13 protein-coding genes and 1 tRNA gene are annotated in these 13119 nt (G+C 71.0%); 2 read left to right on the forward strand and 12 right to left on the reverse strand.

Annotated features, from left to right (window positions below):
* Positions 1-39 precede the first annotated feature (39 nt).
* Positions 40-504, forward strand: a complete 465-nt coding sequence (locus AB0L06_RS37600) for a Pycsar system effector family protein (protein WP_500235982.1) — start codon at positions 40-42, stop codon at positions 502-504.
* Here the strand turns inward: AB0L06_RS37600 and AB0L06_RS37605 are convergent.
* The 8 genes from AB0L06_RS37605 to AB0L06_RS37640 form a co-directional block, all read right to left on the reverse strand.
* Positions 494-1324, reverse strand: a complete 831-nt coding sequence (locus AB0L06_RS37605) for a Crp/Fnr family transcriptional regulator (protein ID WP_500235983.1) — start codon at positions 1322-1324, stop codon at positions 494-496. The two genes, AB0L06_RS37600 and AB0L06_RS37605, sit on opposite strands and share 11 nt — an antisense overlap.
* A 263-nt stretch (positions 1325-1587) precedes the next feature.
* Positions 1588-1661: transfer RNA gene (locus AB0L06_RS37610), tRNA-Ala, on the reverse strand.
* 226 nt (positions 1662-1887) lie between these two features.
* On the reverse strand, positions 1888-2613 hold the full coding sequence (sepX, locus tag AB0L06_RS37615) for a divisome protein SepX/GlpR (protein ID WP_500235984.1): 726 nt from the start codon (positions 2611-2613) through the stop codon (positions 1888-1890).
* 244 nt (positions 2614-2857) lie between these two features.
* Positions 2858-3481, reverse strand: coding sequence for a GNAT family N-acetyltransferase (locus AB0L06_RS37620; RefSeq protein WP_034486649.1), 624 nt, complete (start codon positions 3479-3481; stop codon positions 2858-2860).
* Positions 3482-3679: 198 nt separating this feature from the next.
* Positions 3680-4513 carry a class II fructose-bisphosphate aldolase gene (locus tag AB0L06_RS37625; RefSeq protein ID WP_500235986.1) on the reverse strand — a complete coding sequence of 278 codons (834 nt, stop codon included), beginning with the start codon at positions 4511-4513 and terminating at the stop codon, positions 3680-3682.
* On the reverse strand, positions 4501-5769 hold the full coding sequence (locus AB0L06_RS37630) for a 1-phosphofructokinase family hexose kinase (protein ID WP_500235987.1): 1269 nt from the start codon (positions 5767-5769) through the stop codon (positions 4501-4503). Before AB0L06_RS37630 ends, AB0L06_RS37625 begins: the two co-directional genes overlap by 13 nt.
* Positions 5727-6884 (reverse strand): N-acetylglucosamine-6-phosphate deacetylase, encoded by a 1158-nt coding sequence (gene nagA, locus AB0L06_RS37635; protein WP_500235988.1) that lies wholly within the window; start codon positions 6882-6884, stop codon positions 5727-5729. The genes AB0L06_RS37630 and nagA overlap by 43 nt, the downstream gene beginning before the upstream one ends.
* A 917-nt stretch (positions 6885-7801) precedes the next feature.
* Complete coding sequence (locus tag AB0L06_RS37640) at positions 7802-8683, reverse strand: SIS domain-containing protein (protein ID WP_500235989.1); 882 nt, start codon at positions 8681-8683, stop codon at positions 7802-7804.
* An 88-nt stretch (positions 8684-8771) separates the two neighbouring features.
* Here AB0L06_RS37640 and AB0L06_RS37645 point away from each other — a divergent pair, with 88 nt between their 5' ends.
* Entirely contained in the window at positions 8772-9551 is a 780-nt protein-coding gene (locus tag AB0L06_RS37645; RefSeq protein WP_500235990.1) for a DeoR/GlpR family DNA-binding transcription regulator, read from the forward strand.
* Between the two features lie 304 nt (positions 9552-9855).
* On the opposite strand, the gene AB0L06_RS37650 is transcribed toward AB0L06_RS37645, so the two are convergent.
* The 4 genes from AB0L06_RS37650 to glp all read right to left on the reverse strand — a co-directional run bounded on the left by AB0L06_RS37650 (position 9856) and on the right by glp (position 13045).
* A complete protein-coding gene (locus AB0L06_RS37650) occupies positions 9856-10563 on the reverse strand; it encodes an SIS domain-containing protein (protein ID WP_500236009.1) in 708 nt (235 codons plus the stop codon).
* 136 nt (positions 10564-10699) lie between these two features.
* Entirely contained in the window at positions 10700-11182 is a 483-nt protein-coding gene (locus AB0L06_RS37655) for a MogA/MoaB family molybdenum cofactor biosynthesis protein (protein ID WP_500235991.1), read from the reverse strand.
* Between the two features lie 154 nt (positions 11183-11336).
* The gene (moaC, locus tag AB0L06_RS37660) at positions 11337-11834 is read right to left on the reverse strand and encodes a cyclic pyranopterin monophosphate synthase MoaC (RefSeq protein ID WP_500236010.1); all 498 of its coding nucleotides are present in this window, start codon (positions 11832-11834) and stop codon (positions 11337-11339) included.
* Positions 11835-11836: 2 nt separating this feature from the next.
* A complete protein-coding gene (glp, locus tag AB0L06_RS37665) occupies positions 11837-13045 on the reverse strand; it encodes a molybdotransferase-like divisome protein Glp (protein WP_500235992.1) in 1209 nt (402 codons plus the stop codon).
* Positions 13046-13119: the final 74 nt, after the last annotated feature.

The following is a 13119-nucleotide window of genomic DNA, read 5'->3' on the forward strand; positions in this document are numbered from 1 at the left end:
CGCTGGAGCCACGTGAAGATAGGAAACCCAGGGGAGCACATGGACTCCGAATCCGTCGCCCAGAGCCCCGCACACGACGCGATGGTCGCCGTGGCCGCGGTGGGGACCTTCCAGAACTACCTGCAGCACGCCGACACGAAGGTCTCGGCACTGTCCGCGGTGCTCGCCGGGGCGGCCGGGGCGATGCTGAGCACCGGCAGCGGCTCCGCGACCTCCGCCGTCTTCTTCCTGGTCACGTTCCTCGGCGCGGGCTTCCACCTCGTCCAGGCGCTCCGGCCACGACTCGACGGCGACCCCACGACCAGCGCCTTCGGCATTGTGGGCATCACCAGACACCTCCCCGCCGATGCCGTCGCCCAACGCGACGAGGCGTGGGCGATGGCCAGGATCCTCGCTCACGCGGCCACGCTGAAACACCGCCACGTGGTCCGGGCGATCCCGTGGACGGCGGCGTCCGTGCTCGTCGCCGTCACCCGGATCCTCTGGAGTTCGCTCAGCGGCTGACCGTCGCGAAGGCCTTCAGGCCCTCGAAATCGGCCACGATGATCCGCCGGTAGCCGGTCCTGACCAGCCCGGCGTCGCGCAGCTCCCTGACGGCCTTGATGGCCGACTCCTTGGCGGCGCCCACCAGCTTCCCCAGCTCTTCCTGGGTGAGCGCGATCCCGAGGTCGACGCCGCCCTCGACCGGGCGGCCATGCCGTTCGGCGAGCTGGACGACCACACGGGCCAACCGCCGGTCGACCGGGTAACCCGTGAAGTCCAGGCGCCGCTGGTTGGCCCAGTCGAGCCGATCGCCGAGCATCGTCGCGAGGAGTCTCCACGCCTCGGGATTACGGTCGAGGAATCCGAGGAACCGCTCTTTCGGCAGCCGGTGAACCGCCCCGTCCGTGCAGGCGATCACAGTCGCGGACCGCTCGGTCTCACGAATCGCGGCGAGCTCGCCCACCAGGTCCCCACTGACCCTGATCCCGAAGAGCACCTCCGCTCCGTTCTCCAGGCAACCGATCACCTTCACACACGCCGGCGATCTACTCCCTCGCGCCTTCAGCACCAGCACCTGGTCGGTGAACGCCCCCTGGGCCATCAATGTCTGCCCGGCACGAACGCGCTGCTCGGAGGCTATCGCCAGCAGCTCGCTTCTAAGTGATGTCTTCAATCCCGCCAGGAACGTCCCGATCGGCCAGCCTTCTCCGCCTGATTCGCCCACATCCCCACTATCCCCGCCGGGCGGCGCTGGCACGCGAAACGGAACCACAGCGAATCCGCGTAGCCCCTCCCCCCTGAAACCACCGACGCGTGCAGCCACCTTGAGGGCGCTGAGCACAGCACAGTGTCAGCGCGTGGAGTTGAGACGAGGGAGCGGGCACCACAAGACCCCACGGCGCAACTGAGAGCGCCTCGGCCGTGGTCCTACCCGGGCTGGGACGGCAACCCGGCACGTCCAACGACCGTTCTCCACGGGAGCCGGTCAGCGTGCTCTCCCGGCGCCCTCCAAAGGCCGCTCGCCCTGGACGCGCTCTTCCCGAGAAACGACCAAGGGCCTGATCGGATGTTCTCCGATCAGGCCCTTGACCTGCAATCACGCGGTGGAGCTGAGGGGATTTGAACCCCTGACCCCCTCGATGCGAACGAGGTGCGCTACCGGACTGCGCTACAGCCCCGCGGACGTGACTAGGTTAGCGCACTTTCGCAGTGCTCCGCGCGTCAGAAAACCGCGCCCCGCCCACCACCAGCACGCCCCCTCCGCCGACGCGCCCCTCCAGCCGCGACAGCCTCTGGGGGCCGGGGCTCTGGGCGCGGGCCCCGGACCGCGCGGCTGCTCGCCTTTGTGAGGGGCTTCGGGAGGAGGGGCGCTCGGGGGCGCGGAGGCGTCGAGGGTGTGCGAGGTCACTCGCCGACGGCGCGGCGGTCTTCGACGGTGCGGCCGTCCTCGGCGTACTGGTCGAAGACCTCGTCCCCGGAGCGGCCGACGAACTCCAGCACCTCGGCGGACGGCTCGTGGATCACCGGTTCCGGGGTCGCCGGTTCGGCGGCCTGCTCGGTCTCGGCGAGGACGCGGGCGGCCTCGGCGCGGGCGACCTCGGCCTCCTCGTGGGCGCGCGCCTGGTCCATCTGGACGGCGACGCGGAGCAGCGTGAGGTGGCCCACCATGAGCAGGACGGGCGGCGCGGTGATCCACCAGGGCGCGAAGCCCAGGGCTGCCACGGAGACGGCCGTCAGGACGAGCAGGGTGAGGCCGACCGTCCTGCGGCGGCGGCGGGCGATCACGGCGGCGCGTCCGGAGCGCCGCTGGACCGACGACTCCTCTGCGGTCCCGGCCTCGACGTGTGCCTCGTCCTCGGCCTGGATCTCCTGTCCGGCCCCGGGCTGGCCGGACTCGGCCGTCTCGCCGTCCTCGTGGGCGCGGTCGACGGCGTCGAGATCGATCTCGCCGGTGTCGAAGTCGAGGTCGTGGTCGGCGGTGTCCAGGTCCACACCGTCCTCGTCCGCGCGCTTGTGGAGGAGGCGGCGGGAGATGCCGGTCGTCGCCTCGGTGTCGCGGCGGAGCCACATGGGCACCAGCACCACGGCCCAGACCGCGACGATGGCGAGGTAAAGGAAGGTGCTGCTCACCGGATCACCGCCCGGTCGAGCCGTTCCCGGGCACGGCGGGACGACGGGCCGACTTTCGGCGCGCGCACGTGCATTGGGAACAGGGTCACGCCACGCACGGTACGAGTCGGTGTCAGAGATTGACGAGTATTAGGGGCGGTGTGTCGCGAGATCGATCCTGCGGTTACTCTCTGTTTGCCAGACCTTCTCTTCCGGAGGATTCTTACGGGACGGGTCTGCCCGAATGCCTCCGCCCCGGACGGGGTCAGGAGGGAGACCGGGGAAATGCCTGCTTGGCGCTGGCCAGCCACCGTGATCGCAGACCACCGGGCACGTCCTCGACGGTCAGCGCGTAGCAGATGTGATCACGCCAGGCGCCGTCGATGTGCAGTTGGCGGCGGCGAATTCCCTCTTCCCGGAATCCGAGCTTTTCGACGACGCGCCGGCTCGCGGTGTTCTCCGGCCGGATATTGGCCTCCACCCGGTGCAGCCCGACCGTGAAGAAACAGTGGTCGACGGCGAGGGCGACGGCGGTCGGAATGACGCCGCGTCCGGCGACCTGCTTGTCCACCCAGTAGCCGATCTGCGCGGAACGGGCCGAACCCCACACGATCGCGCCGATCGTGAGCTGTCCGGCGAAGTTCCCCTCGTAGGTGACCACCCAGGGCAGCGCCAGTCCCTGCCGCGCCTCGCGCCGCATGGTGTGGACCATGCTGACGTAGGGACCGAGCCCCGTGCGGAACAGCGGCGTCTCCGGGTTGGTCGGCTCCCACGGCCGCAGCCAGTCGGCGTTGCGAACCCGCAGGTCACGCCACACGGCCGCGTCGCGATGCCGCAGCGGACGCAGCCCGACCGGGCCCTCGCTCAAGGTGACCGGCCATCCACGCATCCGTTCCACGGCTCCCATGATTCCCCGGACGACGGTTCGGACGCCATCAATTGTCCCCGACGATTCGATCCGCCCGCCGACCCGGTCCGGGATGGCCGCGGCCCGGCCGCCCGGAACCGTTGTACGGGCCACTCCGGAAGGCGTTCCCGCACCCGGACGGGAAAACCCCGCCCATGACGGTTACGGAGCGTAGTAGAGCTATGCGTGAAGGACGGCGAGGAGGCGTGTGATCTCGGTCGCGACGGCGTTCCGGGCCGGACCCGCGTACTTGCGGGGGTCGACCATGGCCGGGTTCTCGTCCAGAACGCGGCGCAGTTCGCCGGAATAGACCTTGTTGAGCTGGGTCGCGATATTGATCTTGGTCATGCCCCTTTCGACGGCGGCGGTCAGCGTGGCGTCCGGCACCCCGGACGATCCGTGCAGGACGAGCGGGACCGGCACCGCCTCGCGCAGTTCACCGATCAGGTCGAGGTCGAGCACGGCGTCCCGGGTGAGCATCGCGTGCGAGCTCCCCACCGCGACCGCCAGCGCGTCCACCCCGGTCGCGGCGGTGTAGGCGACGGCCTCGGCCGGCTTCGTCCGGGCCCCCGGCGCATGCACGCCGTCCTTGCCCCCGACCTCGCCGAGTTCCGCCTCCACCCACACGCCGCGCTCGTGGCACCAGTCGACGACCCCGGCGGTCACGGCCAGGTTCTCCTCATACGGCAGCGTGGACGCGTCGTACATCACCGATCCGATGCCGAGCAGCACCGCCTCGCGCACGAGATCGGCGGACGTCGCGTGATCGAGATGGACGGCGACGGGCACGGCGGCGGCGCGAGCGACCGCGAGCGTCCCGGCCAGGATCGGCTCCAGCGCGCCGTGGTAGCGCACACAGTTCTCGCTGATCTGAAGGATCACGGGCGCGCCCGCGGCCTCCGCACCGCGCGCGATCGCGGTGGCGTGCTCCAGATGAATGACGTTGAACGCACCGACGCCGCGCCGCCCGGACACGGCCGTGGTGACGATCTCACCGGTTCCTACGAGGGGCATGAGAGTCCTTCGATCGTGATTTCGGGGAGGAGACGTGCATACAGATCGGGGTCGAAGTCGCCCGCGACGGGCGCGGCGACCGCCGCCGCGGACAACGCGACCGCGTCCCGCAACAGCTCGTCCCAGGGGTGTCCGAGCAACAGCGCACGAGCCGTGGCGGCGACGGCCGCGTCCCCCGCGCCGGTCGGATTCCCGACCACGGCACCAGGCGGAACGGCCCGCCAAACCCCATCCGCGGTGACCGCGACCATCCCGCCCGCACCCAGCGAGACCAACACCGCCCCGGCCCCCGCGGACCGCAACTCCCAAGCCCGCCCGACAACCGCCCGAACCTCGGCACCCACCGGCCCCTCAGCCCGTCCGCCAGCCGACGATTCCTCGGGTCGCCCGGCGACCGCCTTCGCCTCAGGAATCCGCAACTCCTCGGGCCGCCCGGCAACCGGCCGCTCCCTGCCCCGTCGCAGCCCCTGTTCCTGTTCGAAAACCGGCGGCCCCTCGACATCTCGCGGTCGCCGGACCCATTCCGCAGCCGACCGCTCCTTGCGTCTACGCAGCCCCTCGGCCTGTTCGACACCCGGCGGCGATGCCTCGGTATCTCGCAGCTGCTCGGCCCATTCGGCAACCGGCCGTTCGGCGTCCGTCCAAGCGGTGGCGCGCGCCAACTCGTCCGCGTTGGGTTTGACCACGTCAGGACGGCCGCGGATGCCCTCCGTCAACGCCGCCCCATCAGCGTCAAGGACGACCTGCCCGGGCGCTCGCCGCACAAGTTCGGCATACGCGTCCGGCGGAACCCCGGGCGGAAGGCTCCCCGAAAGCACAACGACCGAAGCAGACGCGGCGAGAGCGGTGAAATGCTCCAGAAACGCCCGCCACTCCTCTTCTCCCACCTGCGGCCCGGCCTCGTTCAGGACGGTCGCCTCGCCGCTCTCCGTCTCCACGACGGTGAGCGTCCGGCGCGATGTCCCAGAGACGGTCACGAAGTCGTGGACGACACCCGACCTGCGCAGATCGTCCCGGATGAGCTCGCCGACCAACCCGCCGACCAGCCCGGTCGCCGTGACCTCGCACCCAAGGGCATGGGCCACGCGCGCCACGTTGATCCCCTTGCCCCCGGCCCGCTCCCGGACGGTCTGGACCCGGTGCGAACCACCCCGTTCCAACGTGCCGACCTCGTAGGTGACGTCCAGCGCCGCGTTCAGCGTGACAGTGAGGATCATCGCCACCGGCCGTCCTTCATCACCCGGGCAACGGACCATCCCTCTCCGAGAACCACCAGGTCAGCGCGCTTCCCGACGTCCAGTGACCCGATCTCCCGATCAAGCCCGAGCGCCCGGGCCGGGACCAGCGACGCGGCATGCGAGGCGTCCGCCGGCGGAATCCCGACGACGGCGACCGCCCGCCGGAACGCGTCCGCCATGGTGATCGTGCTGCCCGCGATGGACGTCCCGTCCTCGAGCGTCGCGCGCCCGCCGGAGACGGTGACCGTCATCACTCCAAGCCGGTACGAACCGTCGCCCATCCCGGTCGCGGCCATCGCATCCGTGATCAGCGCGACGCGTCCCGCCGCCGAGGCGAACACCAGCCGAACGACCTCGGGCTCCACATGCACGCCGTCGTTGATCAGTTCCACGGTGACCCGCGCGTCACCGAGCGCCGCCGCGACCGGCCCGCCTTCCCTGTGATGCAACGGCCGCATCCCGTTGAACAGGTGCGTCGCGACACGCGCGCCCGCGTCGAACGCCTCCCGGACACGCGCCCCGGCCGCGTCCGTATGCCCCACCGCCGCGACGACCCCAGCCCGAACGGCGTCCCGGACGAGATCCACGGCCCCCGGCAACTCCGGTGCCAGCGTGACCATGCGGACATGCCCACGCCCCGCCTCGACCAGCCGCGCGAACTCATCCCGATCGGGCGCCCGCAACAAGGCCGGATCATGCGCGCCACACCGGCTCTCCGCCAGGTAGGGCCCCTCCAGATGGATCCCGGCGACCAGCCCCTCATCAGCCGCGTCAGCGAGCCCGGCGACCGCGTCCGCCAACTCCTCCGGCGACCCCGTCACCAGGCTCGCGACCGTCGTGGTCGTCCCGCATCCCAGGTGGTACTCGGCAACCCGGCGAGCCTCGTCCAGCCGCCCCGACTGGTACGAAGCCCCCGCCCCACCATGAACGTGCATGTCGACGAACCCGGGCACGACGAACCGCCCCTGAAGATCCTCGACGACCTCCCGTCCGGCTCCCCTGGAGCTTCCCTCAGACTCCCCTGCCGGAGGAACTCCGGTCCCAAGCCCGACAATGCGCCCGTCCTGGACCCGAACCCACCCGTGCACCACTCCGTCCAGGAGCACCAGACGAGCGTTAACCAACGTCAACACAGCACAGCCCCCTCACACCAACCCGCCCGAACACAGACACCACCCCACCAACCACCACCCGACCCACACCGCCGACGCACGCCTCACCGCCGGCACACCCAGACACCAACACCCTCAAACCACACCCAAGCGCCCTGCCCCACCCGAACACCGGCCGCCCACGCCACCCCCAACACGGGCCAACCGCACCCGCAACCCCAGACACGACCGCAGGCACCCCCTGAACCCGAGCGCGAGCCTGCCCCCAAGACGCAGACAGCGCGCAGACACGGCCCCGGACGCAGCCACGGACCCGGACGCAGACACAGACGCGGACGCAGACACAGACGCGGACGCAGACACAGACGCGGACGCGGACATGGGCACAGGCAAAGGCGCAGGCACAAACGCGGACGCTGACGTGGGCACGGACGCAGACGCAGACGCAGACGCAGACAAGGACCTGAACGCGATCACGGACGCAGACCCGAACGTCCACACGCACATACAGGCGGACGCGGACCTATGTCCGGACACGAGCGCCAGCACAGACCTGGACCTGGACTTGGACCTAGCCGCGGACGCGAACCTGCCCGTGAGCAGGGCCCCGCCCGTATGTGGGGACCCACCCGTGAGCAGGGGCTTGCCCGTGAGCAGGGGCTTGCCCGTGAGCAGGGGCTTGCCCGTAGGCGGGGACCCACCCGTAGGCGGGGACCCACCCGTAGGCGGGGACCCACCCGTAGGCGGGGACCCACCCGTAGGCGGGGACCCACCCGTGACTAGGGGCTTGCCCGTGAGCGGGGGCTTGCCCGTGAGCGGGGGCTTGCCCGTGAGCGGGGAATTGCCCGTGAGCGTTGGCCGGCGCGTTGGTAGCCCGCGCGTCGGGGTGGGGGTCCGGGTGGGGGCTGGAGGCGGCTTGGGTGGGGGCGCGGAGGGCATCAGCTGAGGATCACGGAGCGGGTGAGGTTGCGTGGGGTGTCCGGGTCGTAGCCGGCCTGGCGGGCGAGGTGCAGGGCGAGGCGGTGGACGCGGACGAGGTCGGCGAGGGGGTCGAGGGCGCCGGCGATCATGGTGCCGCCGACGCCGGTGACCTGGTCGGTGAGGCCGGACGGCGGCTCGCCGAACATCCAGGCCACACGGCCGGGACCCGTGATCGCGATGGGGCCGTGGCGGTATTCCATGGCCGGGTAGGACTCGGTCCACGCCGTCGCGGCCTCGCGCATCTTCAGTGCGGCCTCGTGCGCGAGGCCGACCGTCCAGCCGCGTCCGAGGAACGTGAACTGCTCAGCCGTCAGCGCCGCCTCGGGAAGGGGCTCCGCCAGCGCTCGTTCCGCGTCCGCGATGGCCGGGCCGAGGTCCTCCCCCAGGTGCGCGCGCAGGAGGACGAGCTGGCTCGTCGCGAACCGGGTCTGGACGACCGAGCGCTCGTCCGCGTAGTCGAGCACGATCACCTCGTCCGCCGCCGTCATCACCGGAGTGGACGGGTCGGCGGTGATCGCGACGGTCGGCAGGTCGGTGCGGTCGAGCAGGGCCAGGACCTCGCTCGTCGTCCCGGACCGGGTGAGCGCGAGCACCCGGTCGTAGCGCCGCCCGAACGGGAACTCCGAGGCGGCGAAGGCGTCCGTCTCGCCGAGCCCGGCGCCCTCGCGGAGCGCGGCGTACGACTGGGCAATGAACCAGGACGTGCCGCAGCCGACCACGGCGACCCGTTCGCCGGGACGCGGCAGCGCGTCGGCGACGACGCTCGCCCCGTCGGTCGCGGCGCGCCGCCACAGGTTCGGCTGCGAGCCGATCTCACTCTCAGTGTGCTGCCCCGTCACGATAACCCTCCCGTGATGCTCATTAATGCTCGTTTCTTATCCCAAACAGACACAAAGAAACAAGGCGTGCCCGGCTAGACTCCCCTGCGTGACCCGTCACGAACGCTTGAACGCGCTGCTGGAACTGCTCGCCGACGCAGGCCAGCTGAGCGTCGAGGAGGCCGCCACGCGCATGGCGGTGTCAGCCGCGACGATCCGGCGTGACTTCGACGAACTCGCCCAGCAGCAGATGCTCACCCGGACCCGCGGCGGCGCGGTCGCCAACAGCGTCAGCTACGACCTGCCGCTGCGCTACAAGACCGCCCGGCACGCGTCCGAGAAGCAGCGCATCGCCGCCGCGACGGCCGGGATCGTCCCGCCCGGCGCGATCATCGGCCTGAACGGCGGGACCACCACGTCCGAGGTCGCCCGTGTCCTCGCCACCCGCCCGGACCCGGGCGGCGGCCGTCCCGCGCTCACCATCGTGACGAACGCCCTCAACATCGCGAGCGAACTGGCCGTCCGCCCGCACGTGAAGATCGTCCTCACCGGCGGCGTGCCCCGTCCCCAGTCCTACGAGCTGACCGGGCCGCTGGCCGCCGGCATCTTCGACCACGTCACCCTCGACATCGCCGTCCTCGGTGTCACCGGCATCACCGCCGAGCACGGCGCGACCTGCCCCAACGAGGACGAGGCCGCCGTCAACCGCCTCCTCGCCGACCGTGCCGACCACGTCGTGGTGGTCGCCGACGGCTCCAAGATCGGCCGCCGCGACTTCGCCCGCATCTGCGACACCACCACCATCGACACCCTCGTCACCGACGAGACCCTCACCGACGAGGCCGCCGCCCCCTTCATCGAAGCAGGCGTGGAAATCATCCGCGCCTGACCCTCAGAGGTGCCGGTCGCGCCGATCGCGCCGACTGAGCTCGGGTGCTTCCGGCCGGGCAGCCCAGGTGCCTCGCCCGCCTGGACTCACGGTCACGGCGCCCACACCACTCACCGGCCCACAGCACCAACACCCGAAACGCACACCCCAAGTCTCAGCCGCCGACCGCGCCATGCTGCCGATCGACGTCCGGAACGCCGCGGTTGCGGCCTACGCGGACATCCGTGCCATCGCGCGAAGGGGATCCCTACAGGACGCCGGGGACGCGCTCCAGGAGCTCCTCGTGAACGCCTGGCGCCAAGGGCTAGAGGTAGAAGATGCGGTCGGCGTTGGCTTTGAGGAGTTGCGCGTTGTGGTCGGTGCTTCCCGGAAGGTTGACGGAACGGAAGACGGGCGGGGTGAGGCCGCGGGCGAGCAGGCGTTCGATGATCGCCGCGGTCAGGGCTTGGAGCAACGCGCTGACGATCACGCCGGACGTCGCACAGAACGGCTCAGGGACGGACGGATCGCGGAGGATCGCGTCGCCGACGGGCACGTGGTTGTCGAGGACGATGTGTGCGACCTCGGCGAGGCGGGTCTCGTACGCACGGGACGTCACGGCCAGGACGGTCAGCCCGCGCACGACGGCGAGCTCCGCGACTTCGACCGGGAGTGCGTTGCGACCGGAGACCGAGACCACGATCAGGACGTCGCCCTCCCGGACGGGCCCGTTCTCCAGGAGCGCCGACGCGTAACCAGGAAGGCGTTCGAGCGCCGTGCCCAGTGTGGCGGGCCGGGTCTCGACCCCGGCGAGGCCCGGGGCGAGGATCGGGTTGACCAGCATCAGGCCGCCCGCGCGATAGACGATGTCCTGCACCGGCAGGGCCGAGTGCGCACTGCCGAACGCGAACAACCGCCGTCCGGCGGCCAGCGCCGCCGCGGTCGTCTCGGCCGCCGTGTCGATCCGTTCCCGCTCGGCGTCCCGGACGGTGCGCAGCAGTTCGGTCACCGCGTCGAAGTACGCGTCGCTCATCCGGCTCACACCGGCATGTTCCGCCGTTTCGGCCGGCTCGTGAACCCTCTTCCACATCCATGTTCACGAGCCTAGAAAGCCGTCCGGGCATCCGAAAGTCCACGGCCGAACTGTGGATAACTCACATCGGAGCAGGTCAGGCGGGCCGCGGATGATCTCCGCCGGCGATCTGGTCAACGGCGTGGGCGAGCACCGGCGCCAGCACGGCCATCCCGTCCCGGACGCCACCGGTGGAGCCGGGGAGGTTGACGATCAGGGTGCGCCCGGCCGTCCCGGCCAGCCCCCGCGACAGGATCGACGCGGGGACGGCGTCCCTGCTCACGGCGCGGACGGCCTCGGCGATGCCGGGGATCTCCCGGTCCAGGACGCGCCTGGTCATCTCGGGAGTGCGGTCGGTCGGGGTGAGGCCCGTCCCGCCCGTGGTCACGACGACGTCGTACCCCTCGGACACGGCGGTGCGCAGGGCCTCCTCGACCGGCTCACCATCCGGGACGACGCGCGGCCCGTCCACCTGGCATCCCGCCTCGGTGAGCAGTGTGACCAGCACCGGCCCGGACTTGTCCGCGTACACACCGGCCGAAGCGCGGTTCGAAACGGTCACCGCCAACGCGCGGATCATCGATGCCCTCCTCTGCGGACGTGGCCCGCCCCGCGAAGGTCGCAAGGCAAGCGCCGACCACTATCCCAAGCCATCAGCACCCACACGGACTCCCCGTGCGCGCGCACGGGACGGCCCGCCTTGTACGCGCAGGACGGCCCGCCTCGAGCGCGTGTCAGCGCGTCCTTCCCGGGTTGCGCTGCCAGAGGCCGGTCTTGCCACCGGTCTTCTCCTCCACGCGCACGTCCGTGACGACCGCGGCCGGGTCGATGGCCTTCACCATGTCGATGAGCGCCAGCGCCGTGACGGTGACCGAGGTGAGCGCCTCCATCTCGACGCCGGTGCGGTCGGCCGTGCGGACGAGCGCCTCGATCCCCACGCCGTCGTCCTCGACGGACAGTTCCACGTCGACGCCGTGGATGGCGATGGGGTGGCAGAGGGGCACGAGGTCCGGTGTGCGCTTCGCGCCCATGATGCCCGCGATCCGCGCGACGGACAGGGCGTCCCCCTTGGGCACCTCGCCCGCGCGCAAGGCCGACACACACGCGGGTGACAGGCGGACGAACCCGGTCGCGGTCGCCGTGCGCGTCGAAACGGACTTGGCCGAGACGTCCACCATCCGGGCCGCGCCCTTGTCGTTCAGGTGGGTGAATCCGCTGAACTCAGAATCCATGGTCACGACGGCAACCTCATCACCTCGACGTGGGAACCCGCGGACACCAGGTCGACGTCCTCGGGCAGGACGATCAGCGCGTCGGCCGACGACAGCGAGCCCATCTGGTGCGAGCCCTGCCCTTCGGCCGGCGTCACCGTGTAACCGCCGGGCCCGTGGCTCAGACGCGCGCGCAGGTAGTGCCGGATGCCCGGGGGCGACTTCAGGTCATCGTCCAGAACGGCCGAGACCGACGGCAGCGATTCGGGCGGCAACCCCTGCATCGCGCGTAGGGCCGGACGGACGAACACCTGGAACGACACATACGCGCTGACCGGGTTGCCGGGCAGAGTGAAAACCGGGGTGCCATGCAGGAGACCGAACCCCTGCGGCTTGCCGGGACGCATCGCGACTTTGTGGAACTCCACGGTTCCGGTACCCGTCAGGACTTCCTTGACCACGTCCCTGGTGCCCATGGAAACCCCGCCGGACGTGACGATCGCATCCGCGCGCATGAGCTGGTCCTCGATCGTCTCCAGGACCTTGTCGGGCTCGTCCCCGACCGTGCTCTGCCGGTAGCCGACTCCCCCCGCCTCGGCGACGGCGGCGGTGAGCATGAAGCTGTTGGAGTCCCAGATCTGCCCGGGCGCGAGTGGCGAACCGGGTTCGCGCAACTCGTTCCCCGTGGACAGGACGACCACGCGCGGACGAGGCCGGACCACCGCGCGGGACCGTCCGACGGCGGCCATCATGCCGAGCTGGGTCGCCCCCAGGCGGGTCCCGGCGGGGGCCACGACCTGCCCTTCGACGACGTCCTCCCCGGCGCGCCGGATGTAGTTCCCCGACGGCGCCGAGCGGCTGATCCGGACGGTCGTGCCGCCGCCGTCGGTCCATTCGACCGGGATGACCGCGTCCGCTCCGGCGGGCACCGGCGCGCCCGTCATGATGCGCGCGGTGAGCCCGGGGCGGATCGCCGCCACGCCGTCGTCACCGGCCACGATGTCGCCGACGACGGGCAGCGTCACCGGGGTCTCCTCGGACGCGCCCGCGATGTCGGACGCCACGACCGCATAGCCGTCCATCGCCGAGTTGTCGAACGGCGGCAGCGGTATCGGTGAGGCGACCGCCTCGGCGAGCACGCCGCCGCGCGCCTCCAGCAATGCCAGGTCAAGCGGCGGCAGCACCGGCACGGCGGCCAGGATCTGCGCCAGGTGCTCTTCGACCGTCCTCATCGTCCGTCCTTCCGGCGGGTCGTCACACGTCGTCGTGTGCCGTCGTCACGCGTCGTCGGCGTTTCCGCGGCGGG

Origin of the sequence: Spirillospora sp. NPDC052269 (genome assembly GCF_040679435.1) — a bacterium.
GTDB lineage: Bacteria > Actinomycetota > Actinomycetes > Streptosporangiales > Streptosporangiaceae > Spirillospora.